General features: G+C 58.6%; 22 protein-coding genes and 1 pseudogene. 8 read left to right on the top strand and 15 right to left on the bottom strand.

What is annotated here, in order from left to right; all coding sequences use genetic code 11:
- Positions 1-140 precede the first annotated feature (140 nt).
- From AC4CWH_RS20730 to AC4CWH_RS20710, 5 genes are all read right to left on the bottom strand, one after another.
- Positions 141-1,217 carry an HWE histidine kinase domain-containing protein gene (locus tag AC4CWH_RS20730; protein WP_491322150.1) on the bottom strand — a complete coding sequence of 359 codons (1,077 nt, stop codon included), beginning with the start codon at positions 1,215-1,217 and terminating at the stop codon, positions 141-143.
- A complete protein-coding gene (locus AC4CWH_RS20725) occupies positions 1,204-1,662 on the bottom strand; it encodes a response regulator (RefSeq protein ID WP_491322149.1) in 459 nt (152 codons plus the stop codon). Before AC4CWH_RS20725 ends, AC4CWH_RS20730 begins: the two co-directional genes overlap by 14 nt.
- The gene (locus AC4CWH_RS20720; RefSeq protein WP_491322148.1) at positions 1,655-3,856 is read right to left on the bottom strand and encodes an ATP-binding protein; all 2,202 of its coding nucleotides are present in this window, start codon (positions 3,854-3,856) and stop codon (positions 1,655-1,657) included. Before AC4CWH_RS20720 ends, AC4CWH_RS20725 begins: the two co-directional genes overlap by 8 nt.
- A gap of 266 nt (positions 3,857-4,122) precedes the next feature.
- Complete coding sequence (locus AC4CWH_RS20715) at positions 4,123-5,928, bottom strand: methyl-accepting chemotaxis protein (protein ID WP_491322147.1); 1,806 nt, start codon at positions 5,926-5,928, stop codon at positions 4,123-4,125.
- A gap of 239 nt (positions 5,929-6,167) precedes the next feature.
- The gene (locus tag AC4CWH_RS20710) at positions 6,168-6,899 is read right to left on the bottom strand and encodes a LuxR C-terminal-related transcriptional regulator (protein WP_491322146.1); all 732 of its coding nucleotides are present in this window, start codon (positions 6,897-6,899) and stop codon (positions 6,168-6,170) included.
- A gap of 245 nt (positions 6,900-7,144) precedes the next feature.
- On the opposite strand from AC4CWH_RS20710, the gene AC4CWH_RS20705 reads away from it, so the two are divergent.
- Positions 7,145-8,653 (top strand): methyl-accepting chemotaxis protein, encoded by a 1,509-nt coding sequence (locus tag AC4CWH_RS20705; protein ID WP_491286907.1) that lies wholly within the window; start codon positions 7,145-7,147, stop codon positions 8,651-8,653.
- 132 nt (positions 8,654-8,785) lie between these two features.
- Here the strand turns inward: AC4CWH_RS20705 and repC are convergent, their stop codons facing one another.
- From repC to repA, 3 genes are all read right to left on the bottom strand, one after another.
- The gene (gene repC / locus AC4CWH_RS20700; protein ID WP_491322145.1) at positions 8,786-10,051 is read right to left on the bottom strand and encodes a plasmid replication protein RepC; all 1,266 of its coding nucleotides are present in this window, start codon (positions 10,049-10,051) and stop codon (positions 8,786-8,788) included.
- Between the two features lie 386 nt (positions 10,052-10,437).
- Positions 10,438-11,568 carry a plasmid partitioning protein RepB gene (repB, locus tag AC4CWH_RS20695; RefSeq protein ID WP_491322144.1) on the bottom strand — a complete coding sequence of 377 codons (1,131 nt, stop codon included), beginning with the start codon at positions 11,566-11,568 and terminating at the stop codon, positions 10,438-10,440.
- Positions 11,569-11,601: 33 nt separating this feature from the next.
- Positions 11,602-12,870 (bottom strand): plasmid partitioning protein RepA, encoded by a 1,269-nt coding sequence (gene repA, locus AC4CWH_RS20690; protein WP_491322143.1) that lies wholly within the window; start codon positions 12,868-12,870, stop codon positions 11,602-11,604.
- Positions 12,871-13,424: 554 nt separating this feature from the next.
- On the opposite strand from repA, the gene AC4CWH_RS20685 reads away from it, so the two are divergent.
- Positions 13,425-14,345 carry a nucleotidyltransferase and HEPN domain-containing protein gene (locus tag AC4CWH_RS20685; RefSeq protein WP_491322305.1) on the top strand — a complete coding sequence of 307 codons (921 nt, stop codon included), beginning with the start codon at positions 13,425-13,427 and terminating at the stop codon, positions 14,343-14,345.
- A 141-nt stretch (positions 14,346-14,486) separates the two neighbouring features.
- On the opposite strand, the gene AC4CWH_RS20680 is transcribed toward AC4CWH_RS20685, so the two are convergent.
- Together AC4CWH_RS20680 and AC4CWH_RS20675 are read right to left on the bottom strand one after the other, a co-directional pair.
- On the bottom strand, positions 14,487-14,753 hold the full coding sequence (locus AC4CWH_RS20680) for a hypothetical protein (protein ID WP_491322142.1): 267 nt from the start codon (positions 14,751-14,753) through the stop codon (positions 14,487-14,489).
- A gap of 255 nt (positions 14,754-15,008) precedes the next feature.
- The gene (locus AC4CWH_RS20675) at positions 15,009-15,659 is read right to left on the bottom strand and encodes a TetR/AcrR family transcriptional regulator (RefSeq protein ID WP_491322141.1); all 651 of its coding nucleotides are present in this window, start codon (positions 15,657-15,659) and stop codon (positions 15,009-15,011) included.
- 158 nt (positions 15,660-15,817) lie between these two features.
- On the opposite strand from AC4CWH_RS20675, the gene AC4CWH_RS20670 reads away from it, so the two are divergent.
- The 3 genes from AC4CWH_RS20670 to AC4CWH_RS20660 are packed head-to-tail and all read left to right on the top strand — an operon-like array spanning position 15,818 to position 20,243.
- Positions 15,818-17,968 (top strand): TonB-dependent siderophore receptor, encoded by a 2,151-nt coding sequence (locus AC4CWH_RS20670; RefSeq protein WP_491322140.1) that lies wholly within the window; start codon positions 15,818-15,820, stop codon positions 17,966-17,968.
- Between the two features lie 7 nt (positions 17,969-17,975).
- Positions 17,976-19,103, top strand: coding sequence for an ABC transporter substrate-binding protein (locus AC4CWH_RS20665; RefSeq protein ID WP_491322139.1), 1,128 nt, complete (start codon positions 17,976-17,978; stop codon positions 19,101-19,103).
- Positions 19,104-19,121: 18 nt separating this feature from the next.
- A complete protein-coding gene (locus AC4CWH_RS20660) occupies positions 19,122-20,243 on the top strand; it encodes a DUF2218 domain-containing protein (RefSeq protein ID WP_491322138.1) in 1,122 nt (373 codons plus the stop codon).
- 111 nt (positions 20,244-20,354) lie between these two features.
- Here AC4CWH_RS20660 and vapC read toward each other — a convergent pair whose 3' ends face one another.
- Positions 20,355-20,756: a type II toxin-antitoxin system tRNA(fMet)-specific endonuclease VapC gene (gene vapC / locus AC4CWH_RS20655; protein ID WP_491322137.1), complete on the bottom strand. Its 402-nt coding sequence runs from the start codon at positions 20,754-20,756 to the stop codon at positions 20,355-20,357.
- Complete coding sequence (gene vapB, locus AC4CWH_RS20650; protein WP_491287700.1) at positions 20,756-20,995, bottom strand: type II toxin-antitoxin system VapB family antitoxin; 240 nt, start codon at positions 20,993-20,995, stop codon at positions 20,756-20,758. Before vapB ends, vapC begins: the two co-directional genes overlap by 1 nt.
- A gap of 249 nt (positions 20,996-21,244) precedes the next feature.
- Here vapB and AC4CWH_RS20645 point away from each other — a divergent pair, with 249 nt between their 5' ends.
- Both AC4CWH_RS20645 and AC4CWH_RS20640 read left to right on the top strand, forming a co-directional pair.
- Positions 21,245-21,523 (top strand): type II toxin-antitoxin system ParD family antitoxin, encoded by a 279-nt coding sequence (locus tag AC4CWH_RS20645; protein ID WP_132442741.1) that lies wholly within the window; start codon positions 21,245-21,247, stop codon positions 21,521-21,523.
- 2 nt (positions 21,524-21,525) lie between these two features.
- Positions 21,526-21,819 (top strand): type II toxin-antitoxin system RelE/ParE family toxin, encoded by a 294-nt coding sequence (locus AC4CWH_RS20640; RefSeq protein WP_491322136.1) that lies wholly within the window; start codon positions 21,526-21,528, stop codon positions 21,817-21,819.
- Positions 21,820-22,233: 414 nt separating this feature from the next.
- Here the strand turns inward: AC4CWH_RS20640 and AC4CWH_RS20635 are convergent.
- The 3 genes and pseudogenes from AC4CWH_RS20635 to AC4CWH_RS20625 all read right to left on the bottom strand — a co-directional run.
- Positions 22,234-22,866, bottom strand: a pseudogene (locus AC4CWH_RS20635) (IS6 family transposase); the annotation flags it as partial.
- Between the two features lie 181 nt (positions 22,867-23,047).
- Positions 23,048-23,467 carry a type II toxin-antitoxin system VapC family toxin gene (locus tag AC4CWH_RS20630; RefSeq protein WP_491322135.1) on the bottom strand — a complete coding sequence of 140 codons (420 nt, stop codon included), beginning with the start codon at positions 23,465-23,467 and terminating at the stop codon, positions 23,048-23,050.
- Positions 23,464-23,718, bottom strand: a complete 255-nt coding sequence (locus AC4CWH_RS20625; protein ID WP_491286927.1) for a FitA-like ribbon-helix-helix domain-containing protein — start codon at positions 23,716-23,718, stop codon at positions 23,464-23,466. The genes AC4CWH_RS20630 and AC4CWH_RS20625 overlap by 4 nt, the downstream gene beginning before the upstream one ends.
- A 265-nt stretch (positions 23,719-23,983) precedes the next feature.
- On the opposite strand from AC4CWH_RS20625, the gene AC4CWH_RS20620 reads away from it, so the two are divergent.
- A complete protein-coding gene (locus AC4CWH_RS20620; RefSeq protein ID WP_491322134.1) occupies positions 23,984-24,982 on the top strand; it encodes an IS5 family transposase in 999 nt (332 codons plus the stop codon).
- The last annotated feature ends 228 nt before the right edge of the window (positions 24,983-25,210 follow it).

Below are 25,210 nucleotides of genomic sequence, written 5' to 3'. Positions count from 1 at the left end.
CTGGATAACCTGCGCAAGGTCTTCCATGAAAAAAGGGGATGCCCCGGGAAAGACGGGGTGACCGCTCCTTAAACTCTGCAGGACGTCATCAAGCAAGCGCCACTGGTGCGGATGAAGCCGGTAGCAAGAACCGTGGCCGATCAATAACGGCTGTCGTCCATGCCTCCAGCAGGGGCTGTCGGTTCGGCGGGCTTAAGCGTCTCATCACACGTGCTTTCCAGCGGAAAGCAGATGTCGCAGGAAAGCCCTGTCTCGGGGTAGGTGATCGTCACGTCGCCCAGCAGTTCGTATTCGATGGTGCGCTGGATCAGCGTCATGCCGAAGCCTAGATCCTGCGGCGGGTGGACGGGCGGGCCGCCGGTCTCTTTCCAGTGCAGGCAAAGAAGTGGCTGGCCCTCTTTGTTCATCTCCCTGGACCAGGAGACGGAGACGCGACCGGATGCGGTGCTCAGCGCACCGTATTTCGCGGCATTGGTCACGAGTTCGTTCAGCACCATCGACACGGCAAGGGCGGCGCGCGGATCAAGCGGGATCGATGGTCCCGGCGTAATCGCAATGCGCTCGGCATCGCGCAGGGTGGCGACAGCCGTCCGCGTAATCATGTCGTGAAGGTCGGCTTCGTTCCAGTTGGTCTCAAACAGCAGCGCATGGGCATCTGCCATGGCGCGCAGGCGTCCCATCAGGTTTTCGACATAGTCCTCGACGTTTTGCGCGCCGCGCGCGGTCCGCCGCACGATCGACATCACCATAGCCATGGTATTTTTAACCCGGTGGCTGAGTTCTCGCACCAGAAGCTCACGGTGTTGCTCGATACGGCGGCGTTCGGCACGTTCACGGGCTTCCGAAAGGGCACGCTCCACGGCGGCGGCCAGCCGGATCAGCCGCTGCTTCAGCACATAATCGGTAGCGCCCCGGCGAAAACTTTCAATGGCCACCTCCTCGCCCAGCACGCCCGAGACGAAGATGAACGGCGTTTCGGGCACGCGCTCATGGGCAAGCTCGAGTGCTGCCATGCCGTCGAAATCGGGAAGCGAGAAATCAGCAAGGATCACGTCGAATTCCGTCGCATCGAGCGCTGAAAGATATTCGGCCCGGCTTGCCGCACGGTGAACGTCCGGCTGCGGCTGCAGCCGCTCGAGATGTTCGCAAATCAGTTCGGCATCCAGCACGCTGTCTTCGAGAAGAAGGATGCGGATGGTGGGATCAGGACTTTCCATTGCGAAGATTTCCCGGTGGCGGTTCGTTCAGCAGCGCCCAGAACACGCCGAGATCCTGTATGGCCTTGAAGAATTCGCTAAACTCCACAGGCTTCACCACAAAGGCATTCACGCCCAGCTCGTAACTTTGCACCAGATCCTGCTCCTCGCGCGAGGAGGTCAGCATGACGATCGGGATATGCCGGAGCCGGTCATTCGTCTTCACTTTTTCCAGAACCTCCAGCCCGTCCATCTTTGGCAGCTTGAGGTCGAGCAGCACGACGGTCGGGTCGCCATGCGTGCGATTGTCATGCATACCGGTGCGCAGGAGATAATCCATGGCTTCCGCGCCATCGCGAGCGATGACGATTTCGTTGGCCAGTTGGCACTTTTCCAGCGCCGCCAGCGTCAGTTCAAGATCGCGAGGGCTGTCCTCGACGAGCAATATCGGACGCAAATCAGGCAATTGCGCGACCTTTCCTCTTCTCTGTCGGCAGGCAGAAGGTGAAGCAAGCGCCCTTGTCCACCTCCCCTTCCGCCTCGATACTTCCATTGTGGCGTTCGATGATACGGCGCACCAGCGCAAGACCGATCCCTGTTCCCTCAAAATCCTCGGCCCGCTGCAGGCGCTGAAACACGCCGAACAGTTTTCCGACGTAAGCCATGTCAAATCCCACGCCGTTGTCGGACACGGAGTAAATCGTCATGTCGTCGCGGGTGACGCCGACAATGGTGATTTCGGCTTGGGGACGCGGCTGGGTATATTTCACCGCATTATCAATAAGGTTGAACCATACCTGGCGCAGCAGCGTCACATCGCCAAACGCCGGCGGAAGGTCCGAAACGGACCATTTTATCTTCCGGTCACGGCTGGAGAGGCTAACGGACTTGATGACATCGGCCACCAGCTTGTTCATGTCGACCGGTTTTGAGGCGATGGAGGCGCGCCCGAGCTGGGAAAAGCTCAAGAGATCGTCCACCAGCCGGCCGGCGGAAACGGCGGCTTCCGAAATCGTCTGCAGGTAATGCCGGGATTTGTCATCCAGCGAATTTTCGCGCTCGCGCAAAAGCTCGGCAAAACCGACGATGTGGCGAAAGGGGGCGCGCAGATCATGCGAGACCGAATAGGAAAAGGCCTCAAGTTCCTTGTTGGAGCGCTGCAGGTCGCTGGAAAGCTGCGCCAGTTCCTCGGCCTTGCGCAGGACGACGCCGACAATGGCCGAGCGCAGATCGCGCGCAGCCGAAAGCTCCGCATCGCTCCACGGCGCTGATTGCCAGCGCACCAGTTCGCGCCAGGCATCGAAGGATTTGCGCGGGTGGATGCGGCCGCGCTCGGCCACCAGCTTGTGCGGATTGCCGCCCCAGTTCACCGTGCGCACCAGTTCGGGCCGAAACCAGATCAGCCAGCTGGCATGTAACCTGGAGATGCGGATGGCCAGAACGCCGCTTGCGCTGTCGGCAAAACTTTCCGCCGCAGGGTAAAGGCTTGCCAGTGACTGCGTGGCAAATAACTCGCGGTCTTCGCCGCGTTGCTCCAGAAACGACACGAGCCGGCGCAGGTTTTCGTCACCGGGCGTTACACCAAACGTGCGCAGATGCGTCGGCGTGATGACGCAGGCGCCAAGTGCGGACACCTGTTCCAGCAGCAGGTCGCCGTCCTGGAAAAGCCCGTCCAGCCAATCGGATTCTGCCGACATCGCGCCGAGCAACCGGCTCGTTACCTGCGACAGTTCCACCCGGCGGGCGGCATCGTCTGCCCGCGACAGTGCCCCAATGCGCATGGCAAGTGCTTCGGCGGCAAAATCGCAGATTTCCCGCAGCGGATGCGCGACAGTATGCGCGTCGACGCTGTGGCAGGACACCAGCCCCCAGAGCGTGCCGTCGACCATGATGGAAACCGACATGGAGGCTCCGGTGCCCATGTTGCGCATGTATTCCAGATGCACCGGCGACACGCTGCGCAGTTGGGCAAAACTCATGTCGAGCTGATCGCCGGTTTGCGGATTGAGCGGCGGGTTGAGCGGCACGGGCCGGTAGCCGACATCGGGGATGATGCGCAGCCGGTTGGACGCGTAGAGCGCCCGCGCCTGGGCCGGGATATCCCCGCTTGGAAACCTCAGATCAAGATAGGACGGAAGCTTGCCATTGCCGCTTTCGGCCACCACCTGCCCGTTCCATTCCGCATCGAACCGGTACAGCAGCACCCGGTCGAAACCGGTCAGGTCTGCGATGAACTGCGTGACGATGGACAGCGACCGGGTGATATCGTTTTCGGCAGAGAGCCTTTGGGTAAAACCGCGCAGGCGACCGAACACGGCGTCCAGCTGCTCGCTCCCGGCGGGTTCCACTTCCACGACGATCAAGGAACCGGCGTGGTGAGCGACAAGCGTCAGGTTGCGCTCCAAAATGTACGTCTGAAAGAAGGCTTTGCTCCCGGCGTGCCACTGCATCAGCGCCGCCATCACCGCGTCAAGTGCTCCGGAGGGCGGTTTGCCAAGTGCCACGACATCCCCAAGGTAATCGGAAAGGTTGGCGCTCGCCTGAACGACCACCTGGTCGTGCGGGCGCAGCACAAACAGCGCACCATGGGGCTGAATGGCGCCCGGCACGCGGATCGGCTCGCGCGCACAGGCTTCCAGATCCAGGTCCGTTCCAGTCAAAAGACGTCTCCGACGGTAATGCGGGTCAAGCTCCGCGCTGCATATCGTTCCATCCAAAGGCATGGACAAAGCAGAGGGCGGCGCGTGACCTCAGGGGCCGCGTTTCATCGGGGGAGATAGTCGCTAGCCGGCGAATGTAAACGCCGGATAACGATTTAGTTTGGGATATATCCCGGCCGCGGCCTTGCAGTGCGCGACCAGAAGACGAAGCGGGCACGGATTGTGACCCAGGCGGGTGCCAAACTCTTGAAATACGGGCGGACGGATCAAAAATCCTGCCACTCGGCTTTGACAGAACGTGCCGCAGCGCCAGGCGTTATGGAAGCCGCGCGTCGGGATATGGACACAGGCCGCGCGGCCGGGCGATCATCGGTGTAATCCGGTGCAGTGATCGTTTCACGGTGGCGCGTGGCGTCGTTTCTTTTGCTCTCGCCAAGCCGGAAGCTCGAGGTGAGTTGAAAAAGCTCGCTCGCTTCCGTTGCCAAGGCATGGCTGGCGGCGTTGGATTCTTCCACCATGGCGGCATTCTGCTGCGTGCCCATGTCGATCGTATTGACCGCCTGGTTGATCTCCTGCAGCCCGATCGACTGTTCGCGCGAGGCTTCGACGATGGCCGCAACATTGGTGGAGATATCGCGCACGCGTGCAACGATCTCCTCCAGCGCCACGCCCGTTTCCGCCACCAGTTCGACGCCCTTTTTCACCTGTCCGGCAGATGCGTTGATCAAGCCTTTGATTTCCTTGGCAGCCTTTGCCGAACGCTGGGCAAGTTCGCGCACTTCCTGGGCAACGACGGCAAAACCCTTGCCGGCTTCACCGGCGCGCGCGGCTTCAACGCCGGCGTTCAGCGCCAGCAGGTTCGTCTGGAAGGCGATCTCGTCGATGACGCCGATGATCGAGGAAATCTCGCGCGAGGACGCCTCGATCTCGCCCATGGCTGCAATGGCCTGGCGCACCACGAAGCCGGATTTTTCAGCGCCGCTGCGGGTTGTCTCCACAAGACTTCCCGCTTCCTGCGCGCGCTGGCTGGCATCGCGGACGGTGGTGGTGATTTCTTCAAGTGCTGCCGCCGTCTCCTCGACGGATGCCGCCTGTTGTTCGGTGCGGCGCGACAGCGCGTCGGCTGCTCCGCGCACCTCGTCGGAACCGGAAGCAATGGCAGCCGCATTGCGCGACACTGCCGACAACGCATCACGAAGTTTTGCGGATGCCTCGTTATAATCGGTTCGCAGCGGCTCCAGCGACGGGATGAACGGCTGATAGATATTGCCGGAGAGATCACCGGCGGCCATTCCCTTCAGGCCTGAGCCAAGCGTCTTGACATTGCTGACCCGCTCCGTCACGTCGGTCGCGAACTTGACGACCTTGAAGACCTTGCCGTCCATGTCGATAATCGGGTTATAGGATGCCTGGATGAACACTTGGCGTCCGCCGCGCCCGAGCCGCATGAACTCGCCGCCCACGAATTGGCCGCGCTTCAGATCCTGCCACAGCCGGGCATAGTCCGGCGCCGATACAAATTGCGGTTCACAGAAAATCGAATGGTGGCGCCCAACGATTTCGTCCAGGCGGTATCCCATCGTGGACAGGAAATTTTCATTGGCGTTGAGGATGTCGCCTTCAGGCGTGAATTCGATGATGGCCTGGGCCCGCGACAGCGCAGAGATCTTGCCGGCGTTTTCGGTCGCTTCCAGCTTGATGGCGGTAATGTCCGTTGCAAACTCCACCACCTTGTAGACACGCCCGTTTCTCAGGATCGGGTTGTAGGAGGCCTCGATCCAGATCTCGCGTCCGCCTTTTGCGATGCGCTTGTATTGACGGCGGTCGAATTCACCACCCGCAAGCTTCGACCAGAACTCCGTATATCCAGCGCTCATCGCCTCTTCAGGCGCCACGAACATGCGGTGATGCTGCCCTCTGATTTCTTCCGGCCTGTAGCCGATAGCGGCACAGAAGTTCTCGTTCGCATTGAGAATTCTGCCGGACGGATCAAATTCGATCACCGCAAACGAGCGGTTCATCGCAGCAACAATGCGTTCAGCATCGGAAGAAAAAACGGCGGAAAGCGGCATTACGAGCTCCAACCGGCCTATCGATCGATCAAGGCCGCGCCCTACCTGGCGCGCCACAAGCGGCACGAAATCCGGAACTGACAAAACGGACGGGACATGGACATTTTGCCCATATGTTCGGCAAAACCGCCGCGACACTGCCAAAAATTAGGCTCATCTCATTGAGGATTAGTAAATCCGTATGTTCGACTTGTCCATTTCCAGGTTTTTGCCCAGGAACATGACGAATGTTCGCATTTTCATTCGATCAACCGACGCCTGATCCCCTCGGCAATCGCCTGCGTGCGGTTGGTGGCGCCGATCTTGCGGGTGGCGTGTTTGATGTAGGTGTTGACGGTGTCCACCTGGTAGCCGCTCTCGTTGGCGATCTGATCGCTGGTCATACCCTTGGACGCAAGCCGAAGACAGATCAGTTCACCTGCCGAAAGTTTCAACTCGACAGCGGCAAAACGTTCCACCAGCGGACGGGTGATTTCCCGATGGGTTGCCTCTGCAATGGCGGCAAAAAAGCTGATTTCTTCAGCCAGAAACGGCGTCGTTCGGGTAAAGCCGACACATCCATAGATCAGCGTGCCGCGCCGGATGGGAAACAACGTGCGGTTTTTCACCTTAAACGTGTCGAGCAGATAGGAGAGACGTTCCGGCAGGACGACATCCTTCAGCACGTCGCCCTCGATCACCACGCCCTCGGAAATGCTCGACAGTTTCACAAAGGGATCGGTCAGGTGGTATCGCCCCTCGTAATAGGCTTCGAGAAAGGCCGGCGGAAAATCCGTATCGATGGATTGCGCCGTCCCAAAGCGGAACTTGTCGAGATCGAGTCCACTCACCATCACGAAATCGAACGGCACGGCCCGCCGCAACCGCTCGATGAACGGATGGTTGTGAATGAAACGATGGCGCGGCACGGAAGCAAGATCGACATACTGGTCGAGATGGTCGGGACGTCGGAACATGGGGCTGGTCAGCATGGGTCTATCGGGGTTTCTTCGACTGTAGGGGGGAGGACATGAACAAAAAGGAAGCGAAGCAGGGCGAAACTTCGATTCGCCATTCTGACACATGCACAGATTTTAAGGGAGACGAGAACCGTACAAATCTCGGTTGTGCCGCGGTTGCGTTCACAAGAAAGCAGGAGACAACGCTAAGTCTGCATTAAGCATTGAACGCTAAAATACATCAATGCTGGTGATCCAGCTCGCCCCTGGAGAAATCGATGTCGACGAACGCAAAAACTCAGGATCTGAAGGACCGGCTCGATTTCATGGGCCTCGACGAAGGCCAGCGCCGCACCCTGTCCTCCATGCGCCCACTGGTTGCCCGCTCCATCGGGCCAGCGCTTGATGCGTTCTATGACAAGGCGCGGAAACATCCGCATACCGCCGCCTTCTTCGACAACCCGGCCCACATCGCCCATGCAAAGGCACGCCAGGAAAAACACTGGGATGCCATCGCATCCGCCGAGTTCAATGAACACTACGTTGATGCGGTATCGACCGTCGGGCGCACCCATGCCCGTCTCGGGCTGGAGCCGCGCTGGTATATCGGCGGTTATGCGCTGATCGTCGAAGGCATCATCAAGGCGGTGATCGCATCCGAGCTGAAAGGCTTCTTCGTGGAGAAGAAGGCAAAGGCCGTGGAGGAGCAGCTTTGTGTTGTGGTGAAGGCTGCCCTTCTCGACATGGATTATGCCATCTCCGTTTATCTTGACGTGCTCGCCTCCGAGCGCGCACAGGTGGAATCGGAAAAGGCAAAGGCGACGCAGGAGCAGCAGACGGCGCTCGGCGCGCTTGATACCGCCCTTCGAGAACTTGCCGCGCGCGACCTCACGGCCGAAGTGCGCCAGACGCTGTCTCCGGAATTCGAAAAGATCAAGACCAACTACAATCGTTCGGTATCGGAACTTGATGGCGCCATGCGCGAGATCCGCGATGCCGTCGAACAGGTGCGCGCCGAAGTGAGCGGCATTTCGTCCTCCACCGACGACATGGCCAAACGCACCGAGCAGCAGGCCTCTGCGCTGGAACAGACGGCCGCAGCGCTTGAGGAAATAACCACCATTTCCGCCAGTTCGGCGCAGCGCACCAACGAGGTACAGGCCATCGTCAAGGTATCGGCTGCCGAAACCGTGCGCTCCGGCGAAGTGGTGCAGCAGGCGATCAGCGCCATGGGCGAAATCGAAACCTCGTCGCGCAAGATGACGCAGATCATCGGCGTCATCGACGATATCGCCTTCCAGACCAATCTTCTGGCGCTGAATGCCGGTGTCGAAGCAGCCCGCGCCGGCGAACAAGGCAAGGGCTTTGCCGTCGTAGCGCAGGAGGTGCGCGAGCTGGCCCAGCGATCGGCAGCCGCTGCCCGCGAGATCAAGGCGCTGATCGACCAATCTTCCAACGACGTCACCCGCGGCGTCAGCCTTGTCAACAAGACCGGCGAGGCGTTGGTCAGTATCGGCGATGGCGTTAATGCCATCAGCGGGCATATCGACCTGATTGCCCGATCGGCCAAGGAGCAAGCGTCGGGCATCGATGAAATCAACGCGGCGATGCGCAGCATGGACCAGATCACCCAGCGCAACGCCGCGCTGATGGAAGAAACCAACGCCTCGACGCAAAATCTCGTCGGCATTTCCTCCGGCCTCTTCGAACTGCTGTCGCGTTTTCGCACCAGCGGTTCCACGCAGCAGCACCGGGATCAGGATCAGCGTCCGCGCAAGCGGGCCTGACGGGTGGCAGACCGTTCTCTCGCCTGGGAACGGCCTGCCCATCCCCTTCTGTCTCTCAGAGCTTTCTGGACCTGTGGCTCTCCCTGACCCCGCCCCTATCAGCGTCGGCGCAGATCTTTACCGCACCCTGCCTCATTCCAGCGCCTTCAGCATCGGCCGCACCGAAAACCGGCCAAGCTCGGCCTTGCGCGTCAGATCGCGCAGGTAACCGCCGGGCGAGCGAATGGCCTCTGCCCGCTCGAAAATCGCAGATAGCGTGATCGCCGCCTCGATTTCACCCATAGCGGCGCGCGCCTCCGCCCAGGCGCTTGGGCTGACGCCCAGCATGGAGCGGACAATTTCGGCGGCTGCCACCACATCCTTCCAGCTTCGAATACCGTCTCGGGCGTAATCTATAATCTGCGGGCATGAGGAGAGGAATTGTTTGAGGCTGATACCAACCGACTTCCGCTCGAGCTTGGGCGGCCCACCCTTGTCGCCGTCGCTCATGCCGGCATCGCCTGCTCCGGAGACCGCCCTGGTGGTGTTCGCTGCCGGTTCTGCCCTTTGTATTACTCTTTGGCCATATTTTTCAAGTAATGTGTCTGTATTTGAATTCTGAATATGGCGCTCAAAAACAAGTTCATTGCCGCTCATTTCTCGTTCTGAAAGACTGTCGAGATAGGCTTTCTCCACCTCTGCCCGCAACCGAAGAAGCTCCGACGCCCTTGCCATATGGTCTGCAAGTTCGCCGTTTCGGGCAACGCGTCCGGACAGGCTTTGCAGCCTCAGTACGAAATCCGCCCAATCGCCGCGCCGCGCCTCCGACAGCGCCGCTTCGATCGTCTTTGCGATGTCGCGCAGGTGCAGGCTGATTTCGGCCCGCACGCGCGAGATGCGCCGTGCAAGATCGCGCGCGGCCTCCGCATGGGCTGCAATCTCATCGCTTGCGAGCACCAGCGGCGCCAGATCAAAGCCGAAGGCGTTTTCCACGACGCCGCGCTCGTCGCGCTGGCAAAAGCGCTTGCCGTTCGGGCTGTCACGGCGAAAGATCAGGCCGGCATCGACAAGCGCTGCCAGATGCCGGCGAAGTGTTGCCGCAGACATGCCCCGGCAGCGCAGCGAAAGCTCCGCATTTGAGGGAAAAACGATGATCGGCGCGCGTCCATCCAGCTGACGCTCGGGGTGAAAGCTCAAAAGCGCCTCCAGAACCGCAATCGAGCGGTCGGAGAGGCCATAGATATCGCGGGCTTCTGTCAGCGCGCGGATCAGTTGCCACTTTTCAGCCGTGCCCGTTTCGTTGCCGCCGTCGCCATCGCGCAGCCTCTTCTGTTGCCCTTCGACCTTCGTCATCCGGGCGAAATTTTTCGCGCGCAAAGGCGCGCCGCCAAACGGCGTCGTTGCCAATCTTTCGGCCATGTCCCTCTCCGTCAGGAGGCAAGCGGCCTAAAACGACACCGAAGACAACAGAATCCACAGCCGGAAACAGCAATGCAGCCGCCGACTCTTGACTTTGAAGCGTGGAAGTGATTCTCTTAAATTGCTACATTGAAGAGGGCTTCCGAAACGGTAACGTTTTGGGGGCCTTTTTTTCTTGCTCTCGCGTCGTCCTTTCAAGGTTCGTTGATCTGCCGGCGACAAGGCCGGACTTTTGACAGCACCACGTTCTTCTGACGCTTAATTGCTGCCTTCACGCTCTCACCACAGCACGACAAGTCCACGCTGACGAAAAGCCAGACGGACAGTCTCATCGGTTAGTTGCCGCCAGATCAGCATCTGGGGATGTCTTCTGTCGTCTGCGCCGGTTAACCGGCCTTTCGGGACGCCAGAAATTCTTGATATCGTTTACTCAACAGCATGGCGGCTTCCTCAAGGAAAGCCTCGTCCACACCGCTTTGAAACTCGATCCTCGGCACTTTTCCATCACGGCGAAGCCTCGCAAAAACAACGCCTTGACCATCTGTCAGGTCAATTGCCGCAACGGCTGGTGACGCGGCCTTGCGCGGGCTTGCCACAAGCGCTGCAAAGAGGGTCTGAAATCTCTGGTCGCTGTCACCGGACAAGAATTCGCGGTCTGCAACTTCCCCGTCCGCGGCCTTCTGGCGCTCGGGTTCGCGCAGCAGTTCGCCCAGCTTCATCCAGCGGTCACGTCCGGCCTTAGGCGCCGCACCAATCAGGCGGATGTATTTTTCCGGCACGCTTTCGACCACCTGCATCAGGCGCGAAAGCTCGCTTTTCTGGACCGACAGTGCCTCGCCGATCACCTTGCGATCAAAACCGCGGGCGGACAGATTGCGGGCAAAGACGGCGCGTTCGATGAAGGAGAGATTACGGCGCTCGGCATTTTCCTTGCCCTGCGCCAACACCAGCTCATCGTCGCTGAGCGCCCGCACCACCGCCTTTACCTCGATGCCCAGGCGAGCGGCCGCGCGAATGCGGCGGTGACCATAGGCGGTCTGGTAGCGGCCTTCGCGGGTCGGATGCGGGCGAAGCAGCACCGGCACCTGCTGGCCGCTGTCGCGCATGCTCTCCACAAGGTTTGCAAAATCCTCGTCGTCACGGTCTTCCAGCCGCAGCCGGTCCTCAACGAAAGAGGCTTCAATGCGGTCGGTTGCGACCGAAATCACCCGCTCACCGTCCGACAGCGCCTGGCGAAGGGCGCGCACCTCGTCTGCATCGCGCGACATCGAGCCGAGCGAAAGCCCCATGGCCTTGACCGCGCCCGATGCGCTGCGCGGCACGGACGGCTGAGCCACCGGCTTTTGGGTATCCGTGCTCGCCGTTGCGGCAACCGCCGGCGATGCATCACCCTTGGCGGGTGATTTGCCTTGTGCCTCCCCGGATGCCGGGGCGTCGGGCTGAGGTGCTGCCTGCGCTACGGGCGCAAGTGTGCCCCCGAACAGGGCCTTCAACTCGTTCTTTCGGCTCCCAGCCATCACATCATGCCTTTCCGTCTGCTTTGCCCAAGGTCACCAGCCCCAGGACGAATGGATCAGTGCCTCGACTTCGCCATTAACGGCGTTCATGGCCTCCAGCGCCCGGTCGTAGGTGGCGCGAGTAAAGTTTTCGCGGCCGACTTCGTAGAGCGTCTGCTTGGTCAGACCCGCGTCGGAGACGGCGGTGGATTTTAGCATCGGCGAGGTCAGCACCCGGTCTCCAAACAGCGAGCGCATGAAGCCGACGATCTGCGCCTGCGGCCCGTCATTGGGCTCAAAGCGCGTCACGAGATAGCGCAGAAAATCGAAATTCAGCGCGCCGCCCGCCTCGCGCACCACGGACAACAGATCCGAGGTCATGAACAGGAACTGGTTCATCGAGGCCACATCCAGCATCTGCGGATGCACGGTGACGAGAACCGAAGAGGAGGCGCAGAGCGCCGACAGCGTCAGGTATCCAAGCTGCGGCGGGCAATCGATAACGACAACGTCGTAATTCTCTTCCACCGTTTTCAGCGCCGCCTGGATGCGGGCGAAAAATAGCGGACCGTGTTCCTCACCGCTTTGGCGGCGTAACAGCGCCTGTGGCGTCTCGTGCTCGAATTCCTGCAGTTCGATATTGCCGGGCACCAGATCCAGCCCCGGAAAATAGGTGTTGCGGATGACATCCGTCAGCGGCCGGACATCGCTATCGTAGCGGATGGCCCCGTAAAGCGTGTCATTACCAGTGAGATCCAGTTCCGGCTGGTAACCGAACAGTGCCGAAAGCGAGGCCTGCGGATCAAGATCGATCGCGAGAACCCGGTGGCCGGATAGCGCCAGATACTGAGCCAGATGCACCGCAGACGTAGTCTTGCCCGAACCGCCCTTGAAATTGGTGACTGAAATCACCTGCATATGCTCGCCGCGCTCAGCATCGCGCTTGGGCAGATAGCTGCGTGCCTTGGCTTGATTGCCCTTGGAAATCGCCTGATCCGACAGATAGACGCGCAGCGCATTGATATCGGATAGCGAGTAGAAACGACGCCCGCCCGCCCCGGTTTCCGGCTGTGGCCCCTCGCCGGCCAGCGATAGCTGGCGAAGATACCCGTCAGAGACCCCGATCAGCTTTGCAGCTTCGCCGGAGGAAAAGGCGCGCAGCGTCTTGGAGGCTGCCGGCGGAAACAACCGCTCGCGCATGGCCTTCAATTGCTCGGACAGTGCCTGCGCATCGGCGGCAATGGTGACGTCAGCCGGCTGGCGCGTGTCTTGCGAACCGCCTGCCGTCTTGTTTTGTGCCGCTCCGCGCGCCGTGGACGCCATGTTTCTTCTCCGTCAATCCGACCGGCTTTCCCGGCGGCCTTTGCCATCATTCCACAACACACTGCCCAAGCTCTGCTACAGGGTGATGGCGCGTCACCGCATCAGGCGGAGACGATTCTCTCGACTGATCTTATACGCCGGATGCAATTGCTAACAGAGGGGAAGCCGACTAACGCCTAACAACCCCATATCCACACCTCAGCCGTTACAGGATTGATGCACGCACAGAGTCGCGTCAAGTTTTTTTGTTTGGGAAAATTGACCACCAGTCGTCGAAGGAGAAATATTAGCCAGCACTGCGCGCCGTTCATAAGGAAGGTGGTCACATGTGCCGACCCGTAAAGATTGGCCGGGTGAACGTATAAGCCTTCGTCAATGGACGTTCGCAAATGAGCGGAAGGGGTGAACTCGGCCAGGTTCAGCCTTGCGGTTCACAGTAGGCCAAGTCTATCTTTGCTTGCGGTTGAGGATGTCTTGTGCAAGCTCGGCACAATATCCGCAAACCCGGTTTGAAGGTATCCGGAAACCCGCACACGGAATGTTTTACCGTCATGATGAAGTCCTCCATCGACCATATGCCTCCTCGCAAGCAACGGGAACTGGCGCGCGTTGTTGAGATCCTGCATGAGGAGTTCGCCGACGCTCTCGGGCAAGGGACGGCAGACTTCAAGAAGCGCGGGCGCGTTCTCAAAGTCATTCTCTTCGGATCCTATGCCAAAGGCGGCTGGGTGGACGAGCCGTTTACGATGAAGGGCTACCGCTCAGACTTCGACCTCCTCATCATCGTCAACAACCGCAAGCTCTGCGACTACGCCACTTTCTGGCACAAAGCGGTCGACCGGCTAATCCGCGACAAGGCCATCGAAACGCCCGTTAGCTTCATTGTTCATTCGCTGCGCGAGGTGAACACCTATCTGAAAAAAGGGCAGTACTTCTTCTCCGACATCCGCAAGGAAGGCATCGTCCTCTACGAGCTCGATGACGAGCCGCTGGCGGAACCGGAGGCGCTTGCGCCAGAGGAGCGGCTGCGGGTGGCCAAAGAATTTTTTGACGACCGTTATCCAACCGCGTCGGGTTTCTTGGACACGTCAAACTATGCGCTCGGCCGAGGGCGTTCCAAAGAGGCTGCGTTTTTGTTGCACCAGTCGCTTGAGCAGGCCTACGCTTGCGTCCTACTGACGCTCACCAACTATGGCCAGCCATCGCACAATCTGAAATTCCTCCGTTCTCTTGCCGAAGAGCAGGATCGGCGTCTGGCTGACGCTTTTCCGCGCGACCAGCATCGCGAACGCGCCTGGTTCAACACACTGAACGAGGCCTATGTAAAAGCCCGGTACTCCAAGCACTTCGAGATCAGCGAAGAGGCATTGCTTTGGTTGGCCGATCGCACCGCGACCCTGCTTGAAGCCGTAAAAGTTGTTTGCACCGAGCACATGCGAAGGCTGGCGATTGAACTGGAAGGCGCCGGCGGTTGATAATCGCGTGTGTGATCGACCCCGCTCCAGGTTACATTCATCGCCATTACCACTGTCAGGGTTGGCAGGTCATGCTCCGACAACTGCTCGACGGGCTCCGGCAAGCGAGGGTCGAAGGTTTGTAGCGCGGGGGCATAGACCTTAGATCAGCGCCCAGTCTGAACATGGCAAAGCACTCCAATGATCGCCGTCGACGAAATGAACGCCGCCGTATTCCAGCGTCAGCCTCACGCCATTCGGCAAGCATGCGCTGATTGTAGAAGAACCCGACAGATCGGCCTTCCCAAGTGATTCCGGGCGTTCTTCACCATACGCGACCGCTAAATCCAGCGGGCGTATCCCGGCATGCAGGGTATAGTCTGCAGCGACGACCGCGATAAACAGCGAGCTTGAAGATCCCGCCGACAAGCCAGGCTCCCAGATAGCAAAACCCGTCATTTCTTATTGGGAATATATCAACCGCGTAGTGTACTTCCAGTTTGACAAACTCATCTGCCCTCTCGCTCAATATGGCGATCTCGCCGAGGAAAACACACGGCTGCCCGGTCAAAAAAGATTGGGAATCAGGCAGATGAGGTCCAAGAGAGCGCTCGGTTTAACTCAACGATCGGATACCGAAGCAATAAACGGCATATTGCCACCGAGCTGTATTCGGTAGGGCTACTACATATTGCCCCCACCCACGCCATTGATGAGCCAATGCCAAGTCTTGTCAAAATGTGCGTCAATATTCCGGCGCGAGTCAAACTCATTGCTCCCCATCATTGCCGCGGTCGTCGGCAACGCGACCATACAGTGAATGAGATGATGAGCGATCTCGGTAGCATCGCCAGCGCCGATGGCACCGAAGTCTTGCGCCTCGCCAACCGCCTCAATCAGCTTCACCATGATTGGATCCGGCTGCGGCGGTATCGGCCCGTTCTTCTCGAAAACAACGGCTTCACTGAAGGTGATACGCTTCAATGCGATGAGTTCCGGCTCCATGTTCAAATGCAAGAGCTCAAGCACCAGTGATCGGAGCCGCTCAAGTGCGTTCCCGCTTGCCGCGGGCATCTTCTCGAGCTTGGCAGTCGCGCACTGATGTGCGTGTTCGACGACCGCTTCGAACAGGGCCACTTTCGACGGGTAGCGGCGATAAACGGTGTCCTTGCCGGCTCCGCAATGCGAGGCGACCTGTTCCATCGACGTGCCTGCAAATCCCCTGCTGGCAAAAAGCGCGGTAGCCGCCTCTATAATTCGCATTGCCGCTGCATCCTGTTTCGCTTTCGGCGGCCGGCCCACTCGGGCCATCGTACGTATGTTTTCAGATGCCATCTTTCTCTCCGATTGTCCTAGGCTCGTCCCGTCTCAAAGCCGAGTGTTAATTTGCCAACGCGAAAGCTGACTAACAAGCTCATATTTACTGGACAGGACGGTCCCGTTTGATTTAATAGCCTAGCAGATACCGCAAGCCGCGACCATGGGGGCGTTTCGTGAAGCACAGCATTTCTTTAAAACAGATACTGACGGCATCGACCTTTCTTCTCGTCGTCAACCAAGCCTGGGCTCAGGATCAGAGCACACAGTTGGCGCCTATCCTCGTGTATGGCGACGGCACCATTGACGACACGTCCGGTAGCATTGTCGTCAAGTCGGCTCGGTCCGCGACCAAGACCGTGACGCCCGTCGCAGAGACGCCGCAATCCATAACGACCATCACGCGCAAGCAGATCGAGGACCAGAACCCCCAAACAGTCAGTGAGGCGCTGCGTTATACGGCCGGCGTCCTTTCCGATCGGGATTCGAATTCCCGCTACGATTCCGTGTTTCTCCGTGGCTTCGGCGCATTCGGTACTGCCACGAACTATGTCAGCTATCTCGATGGCCTCAAGCTGCAGCGAGGACAGGCCTTCGCCACGCCGTCCATCGATCCGTTCTTCCTGGATCATGTGGAGGTCCTGAAGGGGCCGTCTGCCCTTCTCTATGGCCAGATCAGCCCCGGCGGCCTCGTCAATCAGGTTAGCCGGGAGCCGTCCGAAGTTCAATCAAACGAGGTGCGGCTTGAGGTCGGATCGGACGGGCGGATTCAGAGCGGACTTTATTCCACCGGGCCTCTCACCTCGGCTGGCACTGTGCAGTACGGGCTTGGGGTCATCGGCCGGTCCTCGGGCACGCGCTACGACGACGTCGATGAGCAGCGCCTTGGCGTGATGCCATCGCTGAAGTGGGAGCCGGACGCAGACACATCGCTAGTGATCTCCGGCTATTATCAACGGGATCCGGAAGGCGGATATTTTAATTCCCTGTATCCGAAGTTTCTGGCACCTTCAGGCTATGCCGGTTTTTTGGCGCACGACCTCAATGTTGGAGATCCAAACTACGACGCTTTCGAGCGCACCCAATACGGCGTTGGCTATAGGTTCGAGCACCGTTTTGATGAACAGGTGACTGTACGTTCGAACTTCCGGTATTCCGGCGTTGAAACAGACATGCAATCGCTCCAGATGAACGGCCCGATGTCGGCAGCCGGTCTGATCCCTCGCTGGGCTGTGCATTCCATTGAAGACGCGCGTGGTTTTTCGTTCGATAATCAGGCGGAGTTCAACGTCGACACTGGCGTCGTACGTCATACGCTTCTTGCAGGACTCGACATCCAGCGCTCCAGCAGCAGTTGGGAGTATCTGCTCGGCGGCGCAACATCGCTTGATGTCACCAACCCCGTTTATGGTCAGCCAGTCGGCCCGTTCATGACTGCGATCGATAGCGACCAAACGCTTCACCAGACGGGTATCTACGTTCAGGACCAGATAGAAATCGGCAGCCTGCGCGGTGTCTTCGGCGTCCGGCACGACTGGGCAAACCAGGATACGGATAATCGCCTCACCGGCACGTCAACCGAGCGATCCGACAGCGCGACGAGCTATCGAGCGGGCTTGCTCTATCTATTCGATAACGGCATAGCGCCCTATGTCAGCTACTCCACCTCATTCGAGCCGTCGACCAGCGTGGGAGCCGGCGGCAGTCCGCTGAAACCAACGGAAGCGGAACAGTACGAGGTGGGTATCAAATATCAGCCAGCAGGGTTGGACGCCGTCTTTACCCTATCTGCCTTCGACATCCGCCAACAGAACGTCGTTTATTACAATGCTTCAACCGGCTTCAACGAACAGCAGGGCGAGATCCATTCGCGCGGTGTGGAATTTGAAGCCAGAGGCAACCTGACCAGCAATCTTGAACTGATTGCTGCAGTGTCTCTGCTCGACACGGAAGTTTCCGAATCCGGCATCGCGTCGATCATTGGCAACCGTCCACAGGCCGTGCCGCGCTACTACGGTTCGCTCTGGGCAAATTACACCATCGACACCGGCGCGCTGGAAGGTTTGAGCATTGGCGGGGGCGCACGCTTCGTCGGCTCCAGCTACAGCAATGACGCAAATACGGTGAAGGCGGATGGCTACACGCTGCTCGACGCAGCGCTCCGCTACGATTTTGGAGCGAGAAACCCAAGCCTGAAAGGGCTTCAGGCAACGCTCAATGTCACTAACCTGCTCGATAAAGAATATTATTCCTCCTGCAGTTCCGAATATTATTGCCAGTACGGGAACGGTCGCACGGTACTTGCCGGACTGAGATACAAGTGGTGAGGCGGCAGTGACTCTGACAAGACGTCTCTTTTGCACCTCCATTGCCGCCGCCGGCATCCTCTCAGGGATCCCGCCCGTGGCGGCGGAGGCGCAACCACTGACAGTGACGGATATGGCCGGGCGCGAGGTGCGACTTCCCGCGCTGCCTAAACGAATCATACTTCTTGAGGCACACGATCTCCTGACCATGTCCCTCCTGCATACCGATCCCGCCTCGCTCGTCGTCGGCTGGGCGGCTGTCGATCGGATCGATAGCGAGCACCTGCAGAAGCGCCTGCTCAACGGCCATCCGGTCAGCACCGTCGGCAAGCAGTCTCCCGATACCGTTTCACTGGAAGGATTGATCGGCCTCGCGCCAGATCTCGTTGTCACGACCGCCTTCATGACGCCGCAGGGTGACACCGACCCAATGGTGGAAAGGCTGACGCAATTCGGCATCCCGGTGGTCTACAGCGACGCATCGAGCAATGCCATTGCCGGCGCACAGGCCGCCGATCCTGTTTCCGAACTCAAGAATTCGATGAAAATGTGGGGTGCACTCCTCGGCGCATCAGTAAAGGCCAATGCGTTCATCGCCTTTTATGAACGAGAGTTGGCAGGGATAACGGCACGCCTTGAAGGCACGGCACCGGTCACCACCTATCTGGAGGTCCAGTCCACCCTCGACGATTGCTGCTGGGCGGCAGGGCGAAAGGTCTGGGGCGATCTTCTGGCGCTTGCCGGTGGACAACCCTTGCCAGGCGTGACCGCGCCCTGGTTCGAAAAGCTCTCGCTCGAATATCTGCTGTCCGCGCCCCACGACGTTTACATAGCCTCCGGCGGCGGTTGGGCCTCGGGAAGCCGGCCCGCGATCGGGCCTGGTATCGACCCCACTTTGGGCCGGCAAGGACTGCAGCGTTTGATCGACGGAAGGCCTGCCTTCGACCATTTGCCAAGCGTTCGCGCGAAGCGCGTTCATGGGATATGGACCGGGCTGATCACCAATCTTCCGCTCAACATCCTGTTCATAGCCCAAGCCGCAGAATGGCTGCACCCCGAGCAATGCGTCGATCTCGACCCTGCGACCATCCTCGATCGCATCAATCGCGATTTCGCGGCATTCCCCATCGAGGGACCGTTGTGGGCCTCAATCTGAGTTCAAGGAGAAATCCGGATGTCACTGATCAGTAACAAACGATATCGCGCAAGCGCCATGGTGCAGTTTGCAAACATCAGGGACTACGTGGGGCCGATCGTTGAATCGATCGCGACCCACGACATGACTGTTGAAGAAGCCGATGGCATTCATCATATCCGCTCACCGTTCGGCACTGCCACGCTCGAAGCGACCGGAAACGGCTTCCGGCTGACGGCGGAAGCCCCGGACGCCGGTGGTCTCAATCGGCTGAAGCACGCGCTCGTCGGGCCAATCGGCTTCATCGCCGCCCGTGAAAAGCTGGAAATCCAGTGGCTAGGCGATCATGCCGAACCGGCCCTGCCCGCCGATTTGCGCATCCTGCATGTCAAATCCGTCGAGGACATTGCGCCGCGCCTCCGCCGCATCGTGTTCCAAGGGGAAAATCTCGAACGATACGATCGCAACGACCAGTTCCACTGTCGGCTCATCTTCCAGCCGCGTGGCACAGCCGAACCACGATGGCCGATGCTCGACCACCGCGGCCATGTCGTGTGGCCGGATGACCAGGCTGTTCCGACACGCGTCTATACGATCCGGCATATCGACGCGTCAGCCCAAGACATCACGATCGACTTTGCACTTCACGCGAACCCCGGTCCTGCAACCCGGTGGGCCATGGATGCGCGAGCCGGTGATCTTGCTGGCATCCTCGGCCCCGCCGCCAATGGTCCCAAACACGGAGAATTCCAAGTTTTGGTCGGAGATGAAACCGCTTTGCCGGGTATCGCACGAGTCCTCGAAAACCTGCCCTCCACCGCGACCGGCCATGTGTTTATCGAGGTGGACACCAAAGCAGACGAGTTGCCACTTCGCTGTCCCGCAGGCATGGTGGTCGCTTGGCTTCATCGAAACGGCGCCGACGCCGGCGCGACGACGTTGCTGGTGGATGCCGTACGCTCAGTGAAATGGCCTGAGAAGCTCGATACGGTTTTTGTCTGGGGCGGATGCGAGCACCGAGCGTTCAGTGCTATTTATCGGCACCTGAAGAAGAATATCGGGCTTTCCCGCGATCGCCTCGTGCTCTACTCTCACTGGCACAGGCATCTCAGCGAAGAAGAAATCATAACCGCAGGAGCAGAGGCATATCTGCCGCAGTGAAAGCCCAAAAGCTCTTTCTGATCTTGATGGTATACGGTCCGACGACCCTGTGCTTAAATGCTTAGGGAACTCCGCCGAACTCGGGGCTAGGCGATTGAATATTGAAACTAATTAAGCAGTCCAATCTTCCATTCGTAAGCCGGGTAAGCGATCAAACTCCCGGCGATTGTTGCTAACCATAATCAGTCCACGCGAGCGCGCGTGTCCCGCGATCAATTGATCATATGGACCTATCGGAGTTCCGCTACGCGCCAGTTCGGCCCGCAATTGACCGGTATGGCTTGCGGCCACTTCGTCGTACTGTAATACATCGAGGCGTGCCACGAAGCCCTCCACGACGGAAAGGTTCTTTTCAGGACTGGCTGACTTTTCCGCTCCGTAGATCAATTCCATTAGGCTAACCGAGCTGATGCAAAGCCGATCATGGGAGCGATTGAACGCGTCTCTCACCTGCTGCGGGCGCTTCTTGATCGTAAAAATGCAGATATTGGTGTCCAGCATGTACTTCAGCATTAAAATGCCTCGCGCTCCTGCGAAGCAGCTTGATCACGCTCACTCATGAAGTCGGATGTCGCGTCCGCTTCATCAAACCAGCTGTCCCAGATCTCTCCAGCTGGTGCAATGATGCGAGTGCGTCCCACCGCAACGATGTCGACACGCTTTACATCATCAGGCAAAGCAACCGCCTTTGGCAAACGGATTGCTTGGCTACGATTGCTCTGGAATACTGCTCCATCTGCATCACTCCGAATTGCGTAGACAACAACTTAGATCGCCGACTGGGATATGTCGATGGGATATACATGATGGTCCGGCGTACGAATATGCGATCAGTGCTGCAACCAGCGCCTTCGGCTTGATGGGATCCGAACCGCGGACCACCTAGGCCGGCAAGCCGACGCGGAAGGGAATCAAGTAGTTGCCGAGACCGACATATCGGCATCTTGCCTTCGGTATGCTCATCGCATACCATAGATGTGACGAGAAGAAGGCTTCCTGCGATGACGACGGTTGAGAAGATTACAATTGCACTGACACCTGAGATGGCCGGATTTGTGCGAAGCGCGGTTGATGCTGGCGAGTATGCGTCGACTAGCGAAGCCATCCGCGACGCCGTGCGTGAGTGGAAGGAAAGACGGGATTTGCTTGGTTACACAGTCGAGGATCTGCGAGCGCTTGTTCAGGAGGGCATCGACAGCGGTCCGAGTTCGCGTTCGACGATGGCAGAGGTGAAAGCTGCCGCGCGCCATCGCATTGAATCTTCACGACGCGAAAGCTAACTATGCTTTCCGTTGTCCGCACGGATCGTGCCGATGAGGATCTGATCGAGATATGGTCCTACATTGCCATTGAAAACATAGTCGCAGCTGATCGAGTTCTGGATGCGATTGAGGCGCGCTGGCAGCATCTCGCACGACACCCGTACTCGGGAGTGGCGCGCGATGACATTGCACCGGGTATTCGGCATCTAATCTCAGGCGAGTATCTAACTCTTTATCGACTCACCGGCGGCGCAATCGAAATCATCCGCGTGCTGCACGGGCGCCGAAAGATTTCCTCCCAAGTCGTTGTTTAAAGGCGGCCTGTAAGCGTTACTAGCGGCACGAAACACGCCGACGCCGACGAGAGGTCGCGATAGAAGCTATGGGTCGCGAAAGAGGATGCAATCGTGGTGCATCAGGTCGTGGGGCGTGGCTGGAACTCCGTGACGGTCAAGATAGCTTGGGGCGGCACCGGTCAGCACCGGTGCGTCTAGCAGTTTGCGCACAATCAGTAAACAACACGTCCTGCGGACGGTCATGAGCGAAGGTCGCTCCTGCAGCTGAAAAGTGACGAGATGTAAACCGGCCCGCTTGGAAACAGGTCGGTTCGATATCCCGTAACCCCAGTTCGACTTAGAGGCCGCTTGAAGCGATTGCCGGCACGGGCCTGTTGAGGGGGGCGTCGCCTTAACCAGGCATAAGACGCGATAGTCGTCTCGGCCTGAATTTCACGCCTCAATCCACAAAGCGATTTCCCTCCAGATGCTGATGGCGTTGGAGCGAAGCTGGCGATGATCTGCAGATGACAGATGTTTCCGGTGAAGGAGGAAGAGATTGGCGATCTGGCCATGGGTTGAGACGAACCGCTGGCATTGCCGAGCCGACTTAAAGCGCATCATACGTCGTTCCCGTCGTCGTACGGGAAGGTGCGAATTTTCAGCGCGGTTGTTGAGCTCTTTATGCAAGCGATGCTCGACGCCCGGCATCAAGTCGGCCTTGGCAGCCGAATAGGACCGCAGCTTGTCGGTGACCAACACCCGAGGAGCGGTACCCTGCCCCTTAAGCAGCTTGCGCATCAGGCGAAGAGCTGCGCGCTTATTTCTTCTGCTTTGCAGCAGTGCATCGAGCATGTAGCCGTTGGCATCGACGGCGCGCCAGAGCCAGTATTTCTTTCCATTGATGGAGACCACCATCTCATCAAGCTGCCATTTATCCGCAAATTGGCCTCGGGAGCGCCGTCTGAGCTGTCGGGCGAATTTGGGCCCGAATTTCCCCGCCCATTCCGAGACAGTCTGAAACGAGACGTCAATGCCGCGCTCGGCAAGCAGGTCTACAACATCACGAAAACTGAGCGGAAACCGCGCCGCTTCGCCACCCGCTACGACCGCACAACTATGCACTTCAAAGGCTTCATCTGCCTCGCCGCAGCAATGATCTGGATGTGGTCAATGTCGATCCGCCCTAGCTCTCAGGAGCTGGGTCCGGGGCGCTATGGTGTTTCGCCTTGATGAGAACGAACCAGCGACCTGTAATTCTAAAGGCTTAGGCGGCCCAGGGATTAATAACTCTCAATCCGGCTGCTTCAAATGGGCTTGTATCTCGCGTTGCGACCGCGAGATGGTTTTCTGCAGCCGTAGCAGCAATGTATCCATCAGCCTTCCCGATCGCCTTTGCGGATGTTCGGCCGCTGGCCATCAGGTCCGCGTAGAATCGGGAGGTACCGACGTTAAAGGTCAAAATGCGCCCGTCAAAAATCGGTAGAACTTCACCTTCAAGGCGATCGTGGAGAATTGTCTGACGCTTCCCCGACGGCATTGAGGCAATGCCGAAACGAAGTTCGGCGATTGAAATAGCGGAAATGAATAGCGTTTCGATGGCCTGTGCATCCAGCCAAGTCAGCACAGCAGTATCAGGATCCGGCTTCCAAGGCTCAGATATTACATTAGTGTCTAGCAAGATCATTCGAAAGTCATCGGTACCGCCGGGGTCCTGTCGCGCTGTTGTTGCAGCGCTTCGACGTCACTTTTTGACATTTCGGCGTCACGGCCAATGGCCGCGAGAAGCGAGCCGAGTTTCACGCGTCCAGATGGATGAACAGCGGCTTCGAGAATATCACGAATTTCAGCCTCGGTACTACGACCGTGGTGAGCTGCTCTTGCGCGTAAAGCCCGATGAGTTTCATCCGAGAGGTTTCGTATGGTCACCGCCGCCATTTATACGATCCTATCTATATTTTCGTTGTGATATCACTACCACAGAAGTGATAGCATTTTCAAGTCGCACTATGAGAAAGAAGCCGGTGCTTGCGCGCGTTCCTTCGCCTTGAAAGGACCCGAACCTGCGACGAATATGGATAATTGACGCAAGGTACTGGATATATGTGATAACTTTGCATTCTGATCGGAATTGGTGCAAGGATCAAATTTCAACATTTTGCGGCTATGCGGCCGGGATCGAAAATAGGTTGATTGATCCAGCATGCCGCACAAACATAACGCCGCCCGCCGACATCACATCGGTAAGATGAAGTTCAAAGTGACGAACTGGGCGGAGTATGAGGCGGGCCTTCGCCGCCGTGGCAGTTTAACTCTTCGGGTAACGCCAGAAGCGCTGGTGGGCTGGGCCGCTCCGCGGCGTAAGACGCGTGGTGGCCAGCCTCTCTATTCGGATCTGGCGATCGAAACTACGCTGATGCTGGGCATGGTATTCGGATTGCTGTTGCGCCAGAGCGAAGGGCTTCTGAGTTCGGTGCTTGACATGATGGAATTGGACTTGCCTGTGCCCGATCACTCCACGCTGAGCCGACGGGCCAGAACCTGGAAACCATCGGCCGGAGGCAACGGCCGACAGCATGTGGCGGACGGCGCCATTCACGTTCTGGTCGACAGCACCGGGCTGAAGATCTATGGCGCTCGCCAATGGCTGGAAGAAAAACATGGGGCAAAGTCCCGGCGTGGCTGGCGCAAGCTGCACCTGGCGGTTGATGCCGACAGTGGCGAGATCATTGCACTTAGTCCGACAGATCAGGAAACCGGCGATGCCTCGGAGCTGGAGCCGTTGCTGGATCAGATCGACGATGAGATCGACCAGTTCACCGCCGATGGAGCTTATGATGGCACTCCAACCTACGAAGCTGTCCTGCCTCACAGTCCAGGCGCAAGGGTCGTTATTCCACCGCGCTTGAAGGCGGTTGAACGGCCCAACGCCCAAGCATGCTGCCAGAGAGACGACCACATAGCAACCATGCAGGCAGATGGTCGGCTGAAATGGCAGCCGTCCACCGGTTATGGCAAACGAGCTTTGGTTGAAACCGCGATGGGTCGATACAAAGGCGTCATCTGCCCGCGGCTACGGGCTCGTTCATTCCTTGCTCAACAGACAGAGGCTGCGATCGGTGTGGCCATTCTTAACCGAATGTTCGCCTGTGGACGCCCGAATTCCGTTCATTGCCGAGCCTCAGTGGGAGCAACCAAATAAGCCGGCGCATCAAAGACCGAATGATGAACTGTCGCTGAACGTTGCACCAACGCCATACATATCCAGACATCGCTGTTTTTCTGGCTGATACAAGGTTCATGAGTGTTATAGGACGCTGTCAGCTGGTTTGCTTTGACCCACAATCCTCACGGGGGCTCGTCCATGCCATTTCGCGATCCAAACCACCCGCTCGCACGCCCTGACAATTTGCGAAGAGCAATCCACGCG

The sequence above is a fragment of the Neorhizobium sp. PAMB6716 genome (assembly GCF_058242805.1).
The sequence above is the reverse complement of the archived record's forward strand: the minus strand, read 5'-3'. Positions and strand labels throughout refer to the sequence as shown.